Source organism: Candidatus Enterococcus courvalinii, assembly GCF_017315945.1.
Taxonomy (GTDB): Bacteria; Bacillota; Bacilli; order Lactobacillales; family Enterococcaceae; genus Enterococcus_B; species Enterococcus_B courvalinii.
The window spans coordinates 331,782-350,423 of the sequence record NZ_JAFLWI010000002.1 but is presented as its reverse complement, the minus strand read 5'-3'; the positions used below and the strand labels follow the sequence as shown (position 1 = coordinate 350,423).

15 protein-coding genes are annotated in these 18,642 nt (G+C 37.6%); 10 read left to right on the top strand and 5 right to left on the bottom strand.

The window, feature by feature from the left end; translation table 11 throughout:
* The first annotated feature begins 14 nt into the window (after positions 1 to 14).
* From JZO71_RS02405 to JZO71_RS02360, 10 genes are all read left to right on the top strand, one after another.
* A complete protein-coding gene (locus JZO71_RS02405) occupies positions 15 to 794 on the top strand; it encodes an AzlC family ABC transporter permease (protein WP_206898003.1) in 780 nt (259 codons plus the stop codon).
* Complete coding sequence (locus tag JZO71_RS02400) at positions 787 to 1,104, top strand: AzlD domain-containing protein (protein WP_206898002.1); 318 nt, start codon at positions 787 to 789, stop codon at positions 1,102 to 1,104. The genes JZO71_RS02405 and JZO71_RS02400 overlap by 8 nt, the downstream gene beginning before the upstream one ends.
* 300 nt (positions 1,105 to 1,404) lie before the next feature.
* Positions 1,405 to 2,253, top strand: a complete 849-nt coding sequence (gene licT, locus JZO71_RS02395) for a BglG family transcription antiterminator LicT (protein WP_206898001.1) — start codon at positions 1,405 to 1,407, stop codon at positions 2,251 to 2,253.
* Positions 2,254 to 2,378: 125 nt separating this feature from the next.
* Positions 2,379 to 4,277 (top strand): beta-glucoside-specific PTS transporter subunit IIABC, encoded by a 1,899-nt coding sequence (locus tag JZO71_RS02390; protein ID WP_206898000.1) that lies wholly within the window; start codon positions 2,379 to 2,381, stop codon positions 4,275 to 4,277.
* Between the two features lie 24 nt (positions 4,278 to 4,301).
* Complete coding sequence (locus tag JZO71_RS02385) at positions 4,302 to 5,726, top strand: glycoside hydrolase family 1 protein (RefSeq protein WP_206897999.1); 1,425 nt, start codon at positions 4,302 to 4,304, stop codon at positions 5,724 to 5,726.
* A 594-nt stretch (positions 5,727 to 6,320) separates the two neighbouring features.
* Positions 6,321 to 7,916, top strand: a complete 1,596-nt coding sequence (locus tag JZO71_RS02380; RefSeq protein WP_206897998.1) for a polysaccharide biosynthesis protein — start codon at positions 6,321 to 6,323, stop codon at positions 7,914 to 7,916.
* A gap of 159 nt (positions 7,917 to 8,075) precedes the next feature.
* Complete coding sequence (locus JZO71_RS02375; RefSeq protein WP_206897997.1) at positions 8,076 to 8,924, top strand: DegV family protein; 849 nt, start codon at positions 8,076 to 8,078, stop codon at positions 8,922 to 8,924.
* 147 nt (positions 8,925 to 9,071) lie between these two features.
* A complete protein-coding gene (locus tag JZO71_RS02370) occupies positions 9,072 to 9,551 on the top strand; it encodes a DUF6530 family protein (protein WP_206897996.1) in 480 nt (159 codons plus the stop codon).
* A gap of 30 nt (positions 9,552 to 9,581) precedes the next feature.
* On the top strand, positions 9,582 to 11,819 hold the full coding sequence (locus JZO71_RS02365; RefSeq protein WP_206897995.1) for an AAA family ATPase: 2,238 nt from the start codon (positions 9,582 to 9,584) through the stop codon (positions 11,817 to 11,819).
* Between the two features lie 163 nt (positions 11,820 to 11,982).
* A complete protein-coding gene (locus JZO71_RS02360; RefSeq protein ID WP_206897994.1) occupies positions 11,983 to 13,632 on the top strand; it encodes an alpha-glucosidase in 1,650 nt (549 codons plus the stop codon).
* 229 nt (positions 13,633 to 13,861) lie between these two features.
* On the opposite strand, the gene JZO71_RS02355 is transcribed toward JZO71_RS02360, so the two are convergent.
* The 5 genes from JZO71_RS02355 to JZO71_RS02335 all read right to left on the bottom strand — a co-directional run bounded on the left by JZO71_RS02355 (position 13,862) and on the right by JZO71_RS02335 (position 18,620).
* The gene (locus JZO71_RS02355; protein ID WP_206897993.1) at positions 13,862 to 14,422 is read right to left on the bottom strand and encodes a TIGR01440 family protein; all 561 of its coding nucleotides are present in this window, start codon (positions 14,420 to 14,422) and stop codon (positions 13,862 to 13,864) included.
* A gap of 26 nt (positions 14,423 to 14,448) precedes the next feature.
* Entirely contained in the window at positions 14,449 to 14,934 is a 486-nt protein-coding gene (locus tag JZO71_RS02350) for an ECF transporter S component (RefSeq protein WP_206897992.1), read from the bottom strand.
* Positions 14,935 to 14,940: 6 nt separating this feature from the next.
* Complete coding sequence (locus JZO71_RS02345; RefSeq protein WP_206897991.1) at positions 14,941 to 15,738, bottom strand: bifunctional hydroxymethylpyrimidine kinase/phosphomethylpyrimidine kinase; 798 nt, start codon at positions 15,736 to 15,738, stop codon at positions 14,941 to 14,943.
* 164 nt (positions 15,739 to 15,902) lie between these two features.
* Positions 15,903 to 17,426, bottom strand: a complete 1,524-nt coding sequence (locus tag JZO71_RS02340; protein WP_206897990.1) for an AMP-binding protein — start codon at positions 17,424 to 17,426, stop codon at positions 15,903 to 15,905.
* A 189-nt stretch (positions 17,427 to 17,615) separates the two neighbouring features.
* The gene (locus JZO71_RS02335; RefSeq protein WP_206897989.1) at positions 17,616 to 18,620 is read right to left on the bottom strand and encodes a tyrosine-type recombinase/integrase; all 1,005 of its coding nucleotides are present in this window, start codon (positions 18,618 to 18,620) and stop codon (positions 17,616 to 17,618) included.
* Positions 18,621 to 18,642: the final 22 nt, after the last annotated feature.

Genomic DNA, 18,642 nt, shown 5'->3' with positions numbered 1-18,642 from the left:
AAGGAGACATTTTAATGAGTAGAAAGAAAACTGCGCCATGGCTTCAGTCTTTTCATGCAGTGATGCCGCTTTGTTTTAGCTATATCCCGGTTGGGTTAGCCTGTGGTGTTCTGTTACAGAAGGTTGGATTTGATCCATTATTGACCGGTTTATTATCAATTTTGGTTTTTTCCGGCGGTGCGCAATTCTTAGTTGCCTCAATGTTAGCAACACACGCATCATTTGCAACAACCATCTTGATGGTATTTTTCTTAGAATTACGTTATACATTGCTAGGCTCAAGTCTTTCGGTATTTATGAAGAAAGAAAGCCGTCCATTTTTAGCTGTCTTTTCACAATCACTAAATGATGAAAACTATGCAGTTAATTACTTGAAATATTCAACAGATCCAACTTGGAACAAGCAAAAAGCCATGTATGTCAATTGGTTTTCTATGGCTGCTTGGGCAGGAAGTAATGTGATCGGAAATGTTTTTGGTTCAGTGATTCGGGTAGATGCTGACTTAGTTCATTTCGCGTTAACTGCGATGTTTATTTTTATGTTTATCATGCAAATGAAGAATGGTTTATTGATTTTGACTGGTATTTTTTCTGGTGTCCTAGGAGTTGCTTTTATGGTTTTATTCCAAAATACATTTGGCTTGATCGTAGCAACTGTGATTGCTTCTTTTGCTGGATTACTTTTGGAAAAAGCTTTCCAAAAAGAAAAAGAAAAAAAGTTAAGACACCGTGCAGAACAAGTAAACGAGCCGTTGTTTAACTTCCCAGATCAGGAGGCCCAAAACCATGAGTAAAGGTTATTTGATTTTATTAGTTGCTTGTTTATTTCTAGCAGCTTACATTCCCAGAGTGGTACCGATGCTTTACTTTACACAAAGAAAGGTTCCTGCCTGGTTTAGTGACTGGATGAAGTACGTTCCAGTAGCGTTATTCTCTGCGTTGGCATTCAAAGACGTCTTTATCACACATGAACATTTAGACTTTGCTTGGAATATCAAGATCTTGGCTATGATCTTAGTTGCAGGTGTAGCGTATAAAACGCGCTCTATGGCGTTATCTGTAGTAACCGGTTTAGCAGCTGTTTTTCTATTATCAATGATTTAAATAACGAAGTTAAGGGTGGGACATCGATGTGTCCAAGCCCTTTTTTTGTTGCTAAAATGAAAAAAGAGTATATGTCTAGCTATGGTTTATCAATAGTGGTAGGAGAAATTGTGTGTCATTTTTTTCGTATTAAAGCGCAAAAAAATTGTGAAAATCAGATTGACAGCGCTTACCAAAAATGGTAATTTTGTTTTAGGATAGTTATTATTCAGTTAAGCTAAACCTAAACGACATTTATTTGTGGTGTCGTTTGGGTCTTTTTTTATGCATTGATGAGACTGAAAGAGATGGGGGAGTCAATTGAAAATTCTGCGGATTTTGAATAACAACGTCGTAGTTGCCTTGAATGATGAAGGACAAGAAATTGTTTTGATGGGTAATGGATTAGGATTTCAAAAAAAACCTGGCTTTAAGGTTGATCCAGAGAGTATTGAAAAAGTATTTGAAATAAAGAATCAAAGTGAGTCATTACGAGTGGAACAAATGCTTTCAGAAATTCCTGAAGAGGTGATAATAATTGCTTTTGATATCTTGAACTACGCAAAGAAAAAGCTGAACAAAGAATTTAATGAAACAAGCTTTATTTCTTTTGCGGATCATTTATACACGGCGATCCAGCGAGAAGGCAAAGGAATTCAAATGAAGAATTTTCTATTATGGGATATCAAACACTTTTTCCCGGAGGAACTAGCCATTGCACGAAGAGGTATCCAGTTCATCAATGAAAAAATGGGTATCCAGCTATCCGATGACGAGTCTGGTTTTTTAACGTTACATATCGTAAATGCTGAGTTGGATATCACGAATGAGTCAGCCGTCAGCCTTACACAAATGATTGAAGAAATTCTAACGGTTATCAAATATACATTGAAGATCAACTTTGCGGAAAACGATATTTACTTTCAGCGTTTCATTACCCATCTTCGATTTTTTGCGGAGAGAGTTTTGAATGCACAAGGAAGAGAGGCAACCGAAGAACTAGTCGAAAATGAACTATTTATTCTCGTCAGCAAAAAGTATCGTGAGGTCTTTGAAGCAACTAAAAAGGTAGTTGAATTGTTGGCGACGCGTTGGAAATATCAAGTCTCTAAAGATGAACAAGTGTATATCACCATTCATATTGCAAGAATCATCGAAAAAACGAAGTAAGAGAGTTTCTCTTAAAATAAAATGAAAGGAGTAAATTTAGCTTACAGCAAATGGAATTGGATCGTTACATTTAGTTGGCGAGACCTCTGGATTAAAAAATATACTTAAATTTGGAGGAAAAAATCATGGGAAAATATGAACAACTAGCACAAGACATTGTCAAAGAAGTTGGTGGAAAAGAAAACGTCAATTCGTTAACAAACTGTATTACGCGTTTACGCTTTAAATTAAAAGACGAAGGCAAAGCAAATACAGATGTGTTGAAAAACATGGATGGCGTCGTAACAGTTATGCAATCAGGTGGTCAATACCAAGTGGTGATTGGCAATCACGTTCCTGATGTACGCAAAGATGTGGATGCAGTGTTAGGATTATTGGAGGAAAAAACAGATTCGGGACCAAAAGGAAACTTATTCGATCAATTTGTAGATATTATTTCAAGTATTTTCCAACCGATTCTAGCGCCATTATCTGCAGCGGGTATGTTAAAAGGGGTAGCTGCAATCTTGTCATTTGCTCTAGGTGCAGAGTTTGCGGCAACACCGACTTATGCTGTAGTCAACGCTATGGGCGATGGATTATTTTTACTTTTACCGATTTTTATTGGTTTTACAGCAATGAAACGTTTTGGCGGATCACCATTTTTAGGGATGATGATTGCAGCAAGTATGGTATACACTGGATTTATTGATGGTTCATTGACCAGTCAATTTGCGGAAAGTGGTGGCTTGAATTTCTTTGGTATTCCATTTTCACTTCCAGCAGCTGGTTATGGTTCAAGTGTGATGCCAATCATTGCCTCAACAGCATTTGCAGCATTTCTTGAAAAACAATTACGAAAAATCATTCCTGATGTTGTTAAGCTATTTCTAGTACCGTTTTTCACTGCGTTGATTACCGTTCCTTTAATGTTTATTGTGATTGGTCCAATCATGAACATGGCTTCAGATGCATTAGGAAATGGATTGCTTGCGATTCAAACATTCAATCCGATTATCTTTGGTGCGATTTTAGGTTTTACTTGGCAAGTGCTAGTCATGTTCGGACTGCATTGGGCACTAATTCCATTTGCAATCATCGCTTTGTCTCAAGGACAACCAACAGCTTTATTGACACCAAGTGGTAGTGTTTCTTTTGCCCAAACAGGAGCAGTTTTAGCTGTTCTGTTAAAAACAAAAAATGCCAAATTGAAAGAATTGTCTGTTCCAGCATTTATTTCGGGGATTTTTGGTGTAACAGAGCCAGCAATCTATGGGATTACTTTACCTAAAAAGAAACCATTCTGGGCATCTTGTGTCGTTGGTGCATTTACAGGTGGGACGGCTATGGCTTTAGGAGTACAAGCGTATCAAATGGGTGGATTAGGAATTTTCCGTTACACAAGTGCTATTTCTCCTGATGGCGATATTAAATTTGCAATTTATAGCATGATCTTAGATGCAGTGGCATTAGTTGCTGGCTTTGGGTTAGCTTGGGCGATTGGTTTTAAAGATGATGAGCCAACGATTGCGATGAGTAAAGAAGAAGCAAAAGGGTCATTTGCAGTACAAAAGAAAAAAGTAGCGAAACAAGAAATCTTTTCACCAATCACAGGGAATATTTTACCGTTGAGCCAAGCAAGGGATGCTGCTTTTTCAGAAGGGATCATGGGGAAGGGTGTAGTGATTGAGCCGACTGTAGGTGAAGTTGTCGCACCTTTTGATGGAACGATTATGACTTTGTTTCCAACAAAACATGCAATTGGAATTATTTCTGAAGATGGCATGGAATTACTGATTCATATTGGCATTGATACAATCCAATTAGAGGGAAAATACTTTGAAGTATTTGTGAAGCAAGGTGACACGGTTAAAAAAGGCGATAAGTTGGTTCGTTTCGATATTCAGGCGATTGAAGAGGAAGGCTATAGCACACAAGTGCCAATAATTGTGACGAATACTCCTGATTATGCGGATATTATCATGACGGATGAAAATGAAGTACAGCAAGGAACGTTGGTTTCTACCGCTATTCTTGCTAATTAAACCAAAAATGAAGGAGAAAAATCGATGAGTTTTCCAAAGAATTTTTTGTGGGGCGGCGCGACAGCTGCCAATCAATGTGAAGGTGCTTGGAATGTTGCTGGTAAAGGAGATTCAATCAGTGATCATAATCGAGCAGGTAGTCGAACAGCAGGGACGCGTCGGACATTCGACTTAGTCATTGATGAAGAGAAGTACTATTATCCAAGTCATACAGGTATTGATCACTATCATCGCTATCAAGAAGATATTTCCTTGTTTGCAGAAATGGGTTTTAAAGTGTATCGTTTGTCCATTGCTTGGTCACGAATTTTTCCAAATGGTGATGAAGAAACGCCAAATGAAGAAGGATTACAATTTTACGATGATTTATTTGATGAATTGCACAAACATGGGATCGAGCCTTTAGTGACAATTTCTCATTTTGAATTACCGTTTCAATTAGGCAAACGTTATGATGGTTTTTTGGATCAACGAACAATTGCATTTTATGAACGCTACGCAACGACTTTATTTGAGCGTTACCAAGACAAAGTGAAGTATTGGCTGACATTCAATGAAATCAATTTTGGGACATTAGAGCATGGTAAGCAGATCAATGGCTTGTTTAACCGCGAATATACAGAAACAGAACAATATCAAGCATTGCACAACGTTTTTCTAGCATCTGCTAGAGCAGTGATTGCCGGGCATCAAATCAATCCAGAGTTTAAAATTGGGTGTATGTTGGCATATATTACAATGTATCCTAAGACATGTCGCCCAGAAGATGTACTAAGAACGCAACAGTTGAATGATCGTTTGAATTATTTCTGTGGGGATGTTCAAGTTAAAGGTGCGTATCCTTATTATATGAAACGCTATTTTGAAAAAAATGATATTCAATTAGAGATAACTGAAGAAGAGCAAGCATTGTTAAAAGAAGGGACTGTTGATTACTATACATTTAGTTACTACATGAGTACTTGTATTGCTGCTAATCTTGAGGACCGCGAAGACACTACGGGTGGGAATTTATTTGGTGGTGTAGCAAATGAATATTTGGAAGCAAGCGATTGGGGATGGCAAGTTGATCCAGTTGGTTTGCGGTACACTTTGAATCAAATCTATTCTCGTTACGAAGTTCCTTTGATGGTAGTAGAAAATGGCTTGGGTGCATTTGACCAAGTAGAGGAGGACGGTGCAATCAACGATGACTATCGCATCGACTATTTCAAACAACATATTGTTGAAATGGATAAAGCCATTGACGATGGGGTAGATTTGATTGGTTATACACCTTGGGGCTGTATTGACTTGATTAGTGCGGGAACAGGTGAGATGAGTAAACGTTACGGTTTTATTTATGTTGATCGTGATGATAAAGGAAATGGGACGTTAGACCGTAGTCGCAAAAAATCGTTCTATTGGTATCAAAAAGTAATTGAAACAAATGGTGAAGACTTATCTTAAAATAAAATCAAGAGAATTACTTTTGGAAATATTATGTATTTAAAAAAAGTGACTGGAGCATAATCCTTTTGATTAATGTTCCAGTCACTTTTTTGTGATATAAATTAATCGAAGGATTGATTAAATTCATATTGAATAACGGTTCTCAGCTGGAAATTTGACAGACAGAGAAAGTGTTAAGGTTCCTTTAACATACTTGATAGTTGTAGGATGAATGATAATATGTAGCTCAGCAATTGAATGAAAGAGAGTTGGCTCCAATAAATTCAACTTGAAAGATAAAGGTTATAAAAAAGAGACAACCGACCACTGGTTGTCTCCAAAGAATATTGAATTAGACAACTAGTCTGTTTTCCGCCAACCGATTGTCTAAATAACGAATGAAATTCGTTATGAGAAAAGTATAGCATAATAGTTGGCACAGTCTAGCTAGAAAATCATTTAGCGGGAAGTTGCTTGAAATTTTCGGGATTTGTGTATGCATAAGAGTAGGCACCAGAGATGAAAAAGCAATGCTAGGATTACTTGTTCTTGTTTTTTTGCTATAATGTAAAAGATGTTTAGATCCTAATATATATAGTTGAGGAAGATTTGATGAATAAAAAATTGATGCAAGGCACATTTTGGTTAACGTTTGCCAATTTGTTGTGTAAGGTTTTAGGTGTTGTGTACTTAATTCCTTGGTTAATGATGATGGGGGATAATCAAGACGGGATGTTAGCAACAACCCTCTACAATGTTGGTTATTTACCTTATGGATTATTCTTGATGCTTGGAACAGTCGGTTTTCCTAACGCAATTGCTAAAAAAGTGGCTATCGCAACAAAAGAAGGAGATGCACAAGAAAGTCGAGTGATTTTTCGCAGTACGATTAATATCATGTTTGTTATTGGGATTGCTTCGGCTGTTTTGATGTATTTATTTGCACCAGCGCTGGCAGGAATCAGTCCAATCGCCAATGTGAACAATGGAATCTTAGCGATCCGTAGTTTGTGTCCTTCATTGGTTGCTATTCCGGTATTGAGTGCAATGCGTGGTTATTTCCAAGGAAAGAATGACTTGCGCCCTTATGGAACTTCGTTGATTATCGAACAAGCAATTCGAGTTCTGGTTATTTTGGCTGGGACGTATTATTTGCGTGTTTTAACGAATGGAACGATTTTAGAAGCAGTTTTAGTTAGCACGGTTGCGTCGTTTTTCGGCGGTCTAGCTGCAATTTTCCATATGTATGTAGTGGGACGACAGAAAGATTACTTTAGGTTGAAAGATTTCTTGATATCTACTCGCTATTTTAAAAAAGACAATCGTCGTGCTTCAATCGCGATTATTCGTGAGACACTTCCATTTATTTTTGTTGGCTCAGTTATTACGATCGTACAGATGATTGATCAAGTAACGATGAAACCGTTGTTACATTTTTTCCGTCCAGATATCGCGGATCAACAGCTGGAATTTTTATTTAGTCGTGCGTCAGTCAATCCAAACAAGTTGACATTGATTTTGATTTCAATGGTAGGGACCGTAGCAATCAGTAGTTTGCCCTTATTAAGCACTTTGAAAAAAGAAAATCGAAAACAAATTGAAAAAACAGTTGGAGATAGTTTTTCAATCGCCATCTTGATTTTATTGCCATCACTTGCGGGGATGTCATTATTAGCAGGACCACTGTACACACTGTTCTTTGGCTATGATCCTGAAAGCGTGGGGTATTTCCAATTAGCATTACTCGCTTCGCTATTTTTTTCATTATTTACGATTTTATCAACGATGTTGCAATCGTTAAATCACCATTTGTTTGCTATTCGGCTAACCGTACAGGCAATCGTCTTAAAAGTTCTTTTCCAAGTCATTTTCTTAGCTTTATTTGGTGGTTATGGAATGAGTTTGTCAAATGGATTGGCATTTGGATACGTATTTGTCCGAGGTTATTGGTACATGTGTCATGAATATCAAATTGCTCCGTTATACAGAATCAAAGACTTCTTCCTTAAAACGGTTCGTTCGACAGCGCTAATGTTACTTGTATGTGTGACTGTTTTCTTTTTATTGCATACGCAGCTCTCATTAGAAAGCAAGACGAACGCTGTGATTTACTGTGTGTTGATTACAGGAGTCGGCGGAGTAACCTTTATCTTAGCTCAGTTTGGCAAAAGTGGTATCCAGTCACTGTTACACCGACGTAACGCCTGACGGAAGAGTTACTTTTTATTTTGAACTATGTGCTGCCACAAAAAGTAAGCTTTTTGTGGCAGTCTTTTTAATAGAACTGGATTTTAGATTTATCTACAAGCAAAATTATGCTATAGTTATAAAGTCTGGAAAAATTCTTTGAAACGAGGAAATAGATAAATGAAACTTGCAGTTGTTACTGATAGTACGGCGTATTTGCCGGAACGTATCAAGAACCATCCCGACTTATATGTAATCCCGATCCCAGTCATTTTAGATGGGAAGATTTATAATGAAGGTATCGATATTGAAGCTGATGAATATTATGGTCTTTTAAAAAACAGTAAAGGCTTCCCTACGACATCTCAGCCAGTCGTTGGAGAAGTTTTGGCATTATATGATGAATTAAAGGCGAAAGGGTATGACACGGTAATCAGTATTCACCTTTCTTCTGGCATTTCTGGTTTTGTTAACACGTTGTTTGCAATGAAAGAAGATGTAAAAGATTTAACAGTGATTCCTTATGACTCAAAAATTACAAGTATGCCAATGGGACACATGGTCGAATCTGCCTTAGATTTAAATGATCAGGGAACATCACTTGAAGAAATCCTTTCACATATTGATCATATTCGCGATAATACTTACGCTTATTTGATAGTTGATGATTTGAACAATTTAGTACGCGGAGGCCGTCTAACAAATGGTGCAGCATTGATTGGTGGGTTATTAAAAATAAAACCAATTTTGACATTTACAGATGGAAAAATCGTTTTGTTTGAAAAGATCCGTTCAAGCAAAAAGGCATTTGCCCGTGCAGAAGATATCATTGGTCAACGAAAAACTGAAATTGCAGGACCAGTTAAATTGTACGTGATTCATGCGAATAACTTAGACGTTGCAATCAGTGAAAAAGAAAAATTACAAAAGAAATACCCCGATGCAGAAATTGAGATTGGTCATTTTGGTCCAGTAATTGGAACGCATCTTGGTGAAAAAGCAGTAGGACTTGCTATTTCGGCGCAATAATTCTTATTTTTATTTATTTCTGTCAGTAAACAAATTTGTTTGCTGGCATTTTTTTGTTCATTGGATTATAATCTCATTGACCGTTAGTAATTTACTACGTTAGTAATTTAGTAAATTACTAACATTAATAATAAAGGAGTGTTTCTGATGGAAATCCCAACAAATTTAAAACATAAACCTGTTCTTGTCGTTGAAGATTATGATAAAGTTGATGGTCGTAATGCCTTGGATACGGATGCAAAAGGCTTGTCTCTTGGTTTGGCGCAATGGAATGATCGTGGGAAAGTCGATATTTCTGGAAAAGTTTGGCGTCATACAGGCGAAAAATGGTCCCGTCAATCTGAAGAATTACCAATTACTCGTATTTTAGATTTAGCGATTTTGGCAGCGCAAGGAAGCTTGTATTTCCAAGATGCATATCGTTATAAAAAATTCTATGATCCTGAAAATCCCGTAGTCGATATCATTGGCTTGCAAGGAAATCGAATGACTGTCGAAGTCGACACCAAAAATCCTAAAATTGATGAAGACATTATCCTTTACTATGATACATTACAAAAAGATGGTGAACTAATTGGCGAACGTTTTCGTATCTTAAAACGTTTGTTAGATGATTTAGGCTACTAAAATCGCCGACTCGTTAAAGGAGGTTGAACAATGAGAGAGTTCTCGCTTACACAAGATCGAGTATTTTCACGTCTCGAAAAACAGATGATTTGGCAAAAACCAAAAAGTCACCGAACGAGTGTGGAAGAAATCCGAATTGCAAAAGAAATCAACGAAAACTGGTTCGATCCTGAGATGAAAATCATGAATATTCTCTTGGAAGGTGATGCTGGCTCTGGTAAGACACAATTAGCTAAAGCGTTATCTGCTGATTTGCAATTACCTTACACAAAGGTAACTTGTTTTGCAGATATGGATAAATCTGATGTCTTTGGTGCGTTATTACCGGTGGTGGAATCTGTCGATGCAGATAGTCAAGAGCTGTTGGAAGCAATTTCTCAAACTGAAAGTTTTGATGCTGTTTTGCGTTTAATCCAATCGCATTATCAATTAGATGTACTTTCAGCACGGGAAAAACTAGCTGAATTTGTGCAACAAATTGAAGCTAAGGCTGAAACAACACCTATTCATTACAAATATTATCCTTCAGAAATCGTTCGTGCGATGGAAAAAGGTTACTTACTTGAAATCCAAGAACCAACAGTGATCCGGGATGCGTCTGTCCTAGTAGCATTAAACTCAGCTTTGGAATCAAATGGAATGCTGAACCTACCAACAGGCATTGTCCGTCGGCATCCAGACTGTGTGGTTGTGATTACGACGAACCGAAATTATCAAGGAAACCGACCATTGAATGAATCCTTACGGGATCGAATGCAACATGCAGAAAAAATGGATCTCCCTAGTCTTGAGGTAATGGTCGAGCGTGCTGTTGGGAAGACAGGAATTCAAGAATCACCCATTTTATTTAAAATGGCAGAAATCATTCGATTGTTAGATGAAACAGCCAAAGCAAATGCAATCAAAGGTGTTGCCGGAATGCGTTCTTACTTTTACTGGGCGAATACGATGAAGCAAGGGCAAGATGTATTACAATCAATTTACCCGAAAGTCTTATATAAACTGACAACGGATCCCGATGAACTAACGATTTTGCTGCAGGCCTTAGACGATACAGGGTTATTAATTGAATTACGAGAGTTGCTTCGAGCAAAAAAGTGGGGCGAAACGACTGCTGAGCCAAAAGTCCGTGGACGAAAAATCAGTGGTTTAGAAGCAGAAGAGCGCCAGATTGAAGCACTTGCTCCAGAAGAGCTGACTTTAGCAGATCGAGAAACACCTGCACTGGAAAAAGTTGAAGAAATGGCTGATGTGGAAAGTCCAGAAGAAACAAATGAATCTGATAATCTAGCTAACATTGAAGAAGAACGAAGTAGTGATGTCGAAGGAAAACATCAGACAGAAAAAAGTGCGGAAGATGAGTCTGCGGAAATGTCTGCTGCCGACATGGATGCCCATGACAAGGAAATAAAAAAAGAATTGAACAAAGAAGCCCGCCAAATCATGAAAGATACAATGCATGAAAAAGAGGGATTAATTGTTCACCGACCAAAGTACCAAGTAAATAACGATGAAGCGCGAGCAATCAGAGCCCAAATCTTTCCAGTCGTCGATTCGTTGAGTCGACAAGTGTTAGAACTTTTAGATAACGAAGAAAGCACAAGTTATCAAAAAGGTAAGTACGAAGGGCAACGCTTTAACGCTAGTCGCATCGCATATGGCGATTTACGTAATTTTGACAAAAAAAATCCACCACATGAACAACCATCTTTAGCCGTTGCTATCCGATTAGATGAGTCAGGTTCGATGATTCGCGAAGATCGAATAGAGGCAGCAAAAAAAGCCGCAATCGCGATTGCAGAATTTGCGAAACGTGTCAATATTCCACTGATGATCAATGGTGATACAGCAGATGTTTCTGCGCGTGAAAAAACATCAATTTTTTCTTATAAAGAATTTGCTGATACTTTTCAATGGTTGGATGACAAATTAGTAACGATGAAACCACGTCAAAACAACCGCGACGGAGCAGTTTTAAGAGTGGTTGCTGATAAACTGAACCAACAAACAGCAACTACCAAATTGTTATTGAATATTAGTGATGGGCAACCAAAAGCACTTCCAGATTATACTGGAAAAAAAGCAAAAGAAGATATCCAAGAAGTAATCAAAGAATATGATCGACAAGGAATTATTTTCATTGCTGCAGCGATTGGTCAAGACAAAGAAGAAATCAAAGAAATTTATGGGGAAAGTCGTTTCCTTGACATTACTGATCTTCAAGAATTTCCTAAGCAGATGATTCAATTGATTGCTCGTTATCTATAGGAACATCGATTATCATTGAAACACTCGAAGTAATGAACGTCTGTTTTTTACTTTGAGTGTTTTTTTTGAGGAAAAGTACTTAATTCTTTTTGTTAACGGTAACAAAGACTTATAGGAAGCAATTTCGTTTATAATTGATGAAACGGCAAAGGAGAGTGTCCGCATGACAAAAAATGTACAGTGGTGGCAACAAGAAGTGGGCTATCAAATTTATCCCGCGAGTTTCAAAGACAGTAACCAAGATGGGATTGGTGATATTAATGGAATTCGTGAAAAATTAAGTTATTTAAAAGAGTTAGGGATTGGCTTCATTTGGATCAATCCCATTTATTCTTCACCATTTGTTGACAATGGCTACGACATCAGTGATTATCAAGAAATCTTAGCAAAGTTTGGAACAATGGCAGAATTTGATTTGCTGTTGACTGAAGCTCATCAAATGGGCATTCGAGTGATTATGGATTTGGTCATCAATCATACATCTGACCAACATAAATGGTTTATTGAATCAAAAAAATCAGTAGATAATCCTTTTCGTGAGTATTATTTATGGGCAGATAGCACAGCAGAGTCAGCGCCGAATGAATGGCAGTCCATTTTTGGTGGTTCTGCTTGGACACGTGATGAGGAAACTGATCAATCTTATTTACACGTTTTTGCCAAGGAACAACCAGATTTGAATTGGGAAAATCCAAAAGTGAGAGAAGAACTATTTACCATGATTCGTTGGTGGTTAGAAAAAGGGATTGATGGTTTTCGATTAGATGCTATTTCACATATTAAAAAAGAAGACTATGCTATTCCCGCAACAGCTAATCCATTTTCACCTTTTCAAAATGTAGCAGGAATTGGGGAATATTTGACCGAACTAAAAACGATTTTTGATGAATATGACATCATGACTGTTGGCGAAGCGAGTGGTGTATCTGCTGCGGAAGGGCCACAATGGGTTGGCAAAGCTGGATATTTTGATATGATTTTTGAATTTGATCATATTTCTTTATGGAACCACGAGGAGCAAGGTGTGCTAGATGTTGTTAAACTGAAGCAAGCGCTCACTGAGTGGCAGAATTCTTTAGCAGGAAAAGGGTGGAATGCACTTTATATGGAAAACCACGACGTGCCTCGAAGCGTTTCTGCTTTTGGTGATGACGAAAATTATTGGTTGGAGTCTGCAAAAGCGCTAGGAATGATGTACTTTTTCTTACAAGGGACACCTTTTATCTATCAAGGACAAGAAATTGGGATGACCAACATGGCTTTTGAGTCAATTGAACAAGTAGATGCACTTGATTCAAGAAAACTTTATCAACGATTGCTTCAAGAAGGGCATACGCCAGCAGAATCATTGGCAATCATTCGTAGCACGACAAGAGATAATAGTCGGACACCGATGCAATGGACGAATGAAAAATTTGCTGGTTTCTCTTCAGAGAAGCCCTGGTTAGTTGTTAATCCAAATAAAGACATTATCAATGTCAAAGCACAATCAAAAGAGCCAAATTCACTCCTATCTTTTTATAAAAAAATGATTCAATTACGAAAACAGCATACTGCATTGGTCACAGGTCAATTCAAAGAGTACTTACCTCAACACAAACAATTATTTATTTACGAGCGTGCAGAAGCTAGTGAACAATTTTTAATTATGGTAAACTTAACAGCAGAAAATGCAGCCTTTGATTTAACAACTGAAAAATTAGCAGAAGATTGGTCAGTCGTATTAACCAATCAATTGGATGAACATCGATTTGATTTTATTGGCGAATTTGCACCTTATGAGGCTAGAATGTATCAACGAAAGTCCTTCTAGTAATCAACTAACCAAGTAAAACTGTAATAGGAAAAAGGAAATGATCGCAAAAACTTAAGAAAAAATGGACAAGAACAGTTGCTTAAATTTTTGCGGAATTTAGATTTATTTTGAAATAGTCACTTCGTGGACACCGATTAATCAAAAAAGTATGACAAAATTTTGTCATACTTTTTTTTGATTGTAGATTATTTTTAGTTAAAAGTAGAAATAAGCAAGGTTCCTTTACTTAGCGCTCATTTGTATTATATTGTGCACGTGGCCCACCAATATATTTAGGACGAGAACGTAAGGCGGTAACATGTGCGCCACCTAAAGTATTCGAACGAGGTCGAACAGGAACTTGAACATGTTTGACGTGCATCCCAATAGAGGTATCACCAATATCAATTCCTGCTTGTGCAACGATATGTTCGACTTCGACTGGATCAGTAAATTGCTCGAAGGCAGCAACGGAGCAAGCACCACCAGCGTGTAAAGCTGGAACAACGGTTACAATTTCAAAATCTTTCTTTTCGGCTACGCTACGTTCCACGACAAGTGCTCGATTTAAGTGTTCGCAGCCTTGGACTGCTAGTGAGATTTCTTTAGGATCAAGGATTTCTTTTAGTGTTTGGACAATCCATTGACCAACTTCAGCACTAGAGTTTTTTCCAATGTGTCCACCAACAACTTCGCTAGTGCTACATCCTAGTACAAATAAATCCCCAGATTTGAGGTTTGCTTCATTCAAGATATCAGTAACCATTTCGGTTAATTGTTTCGCTAACATTTCTTTTGTTAAATCCATTTTTATTTATCCTTCTTTCGCAATGATTAACGTTGTTTTCGTAATTGAAATCGTTTCAAGCCAGAAACTAATGGGTAAGTCAGCGCAATTCCAAACAAGTTCTGAATCATATTTCCTGGAATTGACGCTACTCCTGCCGGCCAGTCATACAAGAACCAACCCGCCAGCAAGTAGCCAATGATCATGACCACACTACCAGTGAGTAGCCCAAAAAACCAGCGAAACGTTGTTTGTCGACCAACCAATCCCACAATCAATCCTTGTAACCCATGGATGAGCAGGGAAAAGATTGCCCATTGTGGATAGCCCGAAATCAAATCAATCAATAAACCGCTAGAACCACCAACAACTAAGCCGCCAATTGGCCCAAATAACGATGCCGCTGTATAAATACCAACTTCACATAAAGTAATAAAACCATTTGTCGCTGGAACGGGGATGAGAATCGTCAGAGAAAGCGCAACAGTTAACGCAATCAGCATAGCATAAGTTGTTATTTGTCTGATATTCATTTATCGTTATTCCTCCTTTCGTTTTCCTCCAGACCAAACACTACCGGACCCATCATTCATTAAAACACCGTGTGCAATGCAGTGATAGACATAGTCTTTGCTAGTTGCAATTGCTGTAGGCAAAGAGTCACCTCGGCATAAATTCGCTAAAATAGCAGAAGAAAATGTACAGCCTGCACCATTAACAGTTGGTTTTGTTAATTTTTTACGAGTGAATAGTTGCTCATTTTTGCCATCAAAAAATAAATCAATAGCAAAGTCACCTTGAATACCTTGTCCGCCTTTAATTACGATTTGTTTTGCTCCAAGAGTGTGTATGACTTGAGCTGCGCGACGAAGATCATCCAATGATTGTAACTCATCTTGGTTAGCCAACAAAGCCGCTTCCTTTAAATTGGGTGTAAGAATAGTTGCTAAAGGGAAGAGTTTAGCAATCATTTTTTCCATATAACGTTTATTTTCAGTCGTTTTGGTTTCTTTAAACGCAAGGACAGGATCTAGGACAACTGGAAGTTCTGAATTTTGTATCAAAAAATCATGGACAATCGTGATAGCCTCTTCTGAGTGAAGTAAACCAATCTTAATTCCATCAAGTGTTGTCATTTTTGTTAATGAAGCTAATTGTTGCTTCAGCAGTCTCGGTGATAGATTTTCTAATTGGAATGCGCCTTGCTCATCCAAAAAACCTACACAGGTTAAGGCACTTAAGCCAAAAAGTTGATAATTTTCAAAAGTTTTTAAGTCGGATTGAATTCCGCCTCCTGCGAAAGGGTCAGATCCGCCAATTGTTAATACTCGTTTCATCTTATTTTCCTCCGTGAAAGCAAGTATAACGAAAGTAAAATAAAATGAAAACAGCCAATTGGCAGATTTGGAACTCAGCCAATTTTAAAAAACGAGGGAAATAAAAATACTTTTGAAAACGAAAAAGCATCGTTATCAAAAGTATTCGTTTGTTTAAGATAATTTTATTGGTTTTTTAATTCTTGTTCGATTTGAAGACGTTGGACTTTCATTGTTGCAGTTCGTGGGATGTCTTCGAAGGCACGAATAATCGGCGTATTCAAACGTGGCAGTTCGTGGACTTGTGTCCAATAAGCGTCCCAATCCATTTCTTTTCCAGGTGCTAAAGCAATGATTGGTTGTGGTGAATCGTTTTTATCACGTACAATTACGACTTCAGCTAAGAACTCAAGTGAATCAAGTAAATAATCTTCGATTGCTAAGGTACTATTGATTGTTTCAATCAAGTCGACTTGACGATCTTTTAAGAAAAGATGTCCGTCTTCATTCATCACACCGTAATCACCACTGTCCCACCAGTCACCATAAACATTTTCTTGGAAACGTGCATCTTCTTTATAGTAAGTCAAGGCGCGCCCCTTTGATAAGAATTGGATGTGGCCATCTGTGCCAGTAGGTAAGAGGTTCCCTTGATCATCTGCGATTCGAGCTTTGGTCAAATCCCCGAGCCCAACACCCATATCACGAGCATCATTTGTTTTTAAGGACTCCAAAGTATGTGCTTTGAGAATCATTGGACCACATTCACTTTGACCGTAAACTTGTAAAAAGATGGCATCTTTTGTCTTTGATGTGTCAAGGAAAGTTGCCATTGTCTGGTTATTAATTGCATCGAAAGTTGAGTGGTAGTAACGAATACCAGCAAATGCTTCTGGTGCTTCTTTTGCAACGAAACTCCATTGAACGAAGTTATTTGGATGCGTTTCTAGTGCGATTGGTGGATTTTGAGTTAGCATTTTCACTACATGGTCTCCTTGTGCATTAGCTAACGGCATCATAGGAAATCCCATAGCCATTAAGGAAGAAATTCCGATATTGAAGCGAGAGTGGACAGGAGAAATATGGAAAGCTACTAATTCTTTTGCTGCAATCTTTGTAAAAATTGTTTTTTGCCATTTTGTTCGCCAACCCATAGAGTTTGCTGAATGACAAATCAATTTTGGAATGCCAGTTGTTCCGGAAGTATGTGTCATGTAGGCAATTTGATCTTTTGGTAGTTCTTGTTGAGAAACTGGTGTTGCTGATTGGTTCAATAACTCTTTTACTGATAATTGTTTTTCTTTTGAGCCATTTGAAATTCCTGCCACACGTTCCGCAGTAACTTCGTCAAACAAGATAAAGGGATCTTCTAAACGTTCCACAAACACTTCCATTGTTGCTGTCGGCAAATGATAAGAAGTCATCACAGGTACAGCACCAAGATAAGAAGCGGCAACTGCCATTAAATAAGTGTCGAATGCTGAACTTTTATATAGCATGATTTTGTCGCCTAGTCCAACACCCAGTGCTGCTAACTGATAGGCACGAGTTAAGACTGCTTCATAGCTTTCTTTGTAAGTGCTTTTAAATCCAAGCTCAGGAAAAGCAGCTAAAGGTTCATTGATGATGATTGAAACATCTGGTGTTTTTTTTGCTGCCTCTTGGTAATTAGTAAATAAATTAAGTGGGGAATACTCGATTGTTTCCATAGGTCACACTCCATCAATTTTTTGTTAAAATGATTACAAATTCAGCTATAATCGTAGCACAAACGCTTTGAAAATAACAGATTATTTTGTGAAAAAAAGTGCAAAACAGTTCATTCTATAAAAGATAATCAAAATGACAGAAAAGCTTTACTGTTTTTATTTCCCAAAAAACGATTCTAAAAACGTATCTTAGCCAAATTGATAATAGGAAAAGCCTAACATACTTTGATAGACTTCGTGGAAGTCATGTGGATTAAGGTAGCGATTGCCACATAAATAATTGACTGTGTCAAGATCATCTAAATACTGTTCAGTATAATAACGAAAAGTTTTTCGACACAATTCTGGTGAAAGATTCTGGTAAACAGTTACTTTACTTAAAATTTGCCGAATCGTCCGAGGAGAGATTTGTTCGTCATGTGATGATTGAAACACAAAATCTTCCGCAGCTAATTCATGTAGCGTGAGATACGTTGTTAGAAAGCTGCATGCTTCATTGGGAAGTGGTACTTGATTCAATCGGTTTTCTTTTCGATGTAGCTGGATTAATTGCTTTTCTAACAGGAGATCTTTTCTCTTCAATTCAACAATTTCATGGATTTTGAGCCCACAATAAAGCAATAGTGCAAGGATTGCTAGATTACGTGGTCGGTTTTTCTTCTCAAAGCTAGCTTCTCGACTTGTGTCAAATCCTGCAGGCGGAATGAATAGTGTTTCAAAATCAAGTAACGACTCTGCAGGGACATAACGCGGTGCGGGTGTAGTAGTTTCCGGAGTACTAGTTCCTAATAACGAAATCTCTTTTTTTAGTTGCCCATTTTGAAATAAAAACTTCAAAAAATGATTAAGTGCGTATTGCTTTCGAGAAACACCATGATAATTATTCCTAAATGTCTGCTCGATAGGCTGCTCAGCTGCTGTCTGGAAAGAGCGTGTATGGCGATAAATACTAGCTAAAAAGTTCAGGTAATCTTGTTTTTCTAATTGTAAGATAAATTCATCATTCATTTCCTGATTTGGATAAGATTTGTGGAGGAAGTCCGTAAATAAATGGAAATCTTTCGCATATTCGTAACGGCTACTTAAAGATAAATGTCCTCGATTTTCAAGTAAGAATTGCTCGAAAATAGGTGGTAACAATTGCAATCGTTGTTTCAACTTTTCTTGTATTTGTTTTCTAGTCTTACTATCCATAATTGTTCTCCTTTCAGCCCTA

Coding starts and splice junctions, on each gene's coding strand:
- JZO71_RS02405 (WP_206898003.1), top strand. CDS start 15: ATGAGTAGAAAGAAAACTGCGCCATGGCTTCAGTCTTTTCATGCAGTG.
- JZO71_RS02400 (WP_206898002.1), top strand. CDS start 787: ATGAGTAAAGGTTATTTGATTTTATTAGTTGCTTGTTTATTTCTAGCA.
- JZO71_RS02390 (WP_206898000.1), top strand. CDS start 2,379: ATGGGAAAATATGAACAACTAGCACAAGACATTGTCAAAGAAGTTGGT.
- JZO71_RS02385 (WP_206897999.1), top strand. CDS start 4,302: ATGAGTTTTCCAAAGAATTTTTTGTGGGGCGGCGCGACAGCTGCCAAT.
- JZO71_RS02380 (WP_206897998.1), top strand. CDS start 6,321: ATGAATAAAAAATTGATGCAAGGCACATTTTGGTTAACGTTTGCCAAT.
- JZO71_RS02375 (WP_206897997.1), top strand. CDS start 8,076: ATGAAACTTGCAGTTGTTACTGATAGTACGGCGTATTTGCCGGAACGT.
- JZO71_RS02370 (WP_206897996.1), top strand. CDS start 9,072: ATGGAAATCCCAACAAATTTAAAACATAAACCTGTTCTTGTCGTTGAA.
- JZO71_RS02365 (WP_206897995.1), top strand. CDS start 9,582: ATGAGAGAGTTCTCGCTTACACAAGATCGAGTATTTTCACGTCTCGAA.
- JZO71_RS02360 (WP_206897994.1), top strand. CDS start 11,983: ATGACAAAAAATGTACAGTGGTGGCAACAAGAAGTGGGCTATCAAATT.
- JZO71_RS02355 (WP_206897993.1), bottom strand. CDS start 14,422: ATGGATTTAACAAAAGAAATGTTAGCGAAACAATTAACCGAAATGGTT.
- JZO71_RS02350 (WP_206897992.1), bottom strand. CDS start 14,934: ATGAATATCAGACAAATAACAACTTATGCTATGCTGATTGCGTTAACT.
- JZO71_RS02345 (WP_206897991.1), bottom strand. CDS start 15,738: ATGAAACGAGTATTAACAATTGGCGGATCTGACCCTTTCGCAGGAGGC.
- JZO71_RS02340 (WP_206897990.1), bottom strand. CDS start 17,426: ATGGAAACAATCGAGTATTCCCCACTTAATTTATTTACTAATTACCAA.
- JZO71_RS02335 (WP_206897989.1), bottom strand. CDS start 18,620: ATGGATAGTAAGACTAGAAAACAAATACAAGAAAAGTTGAAACAACGA.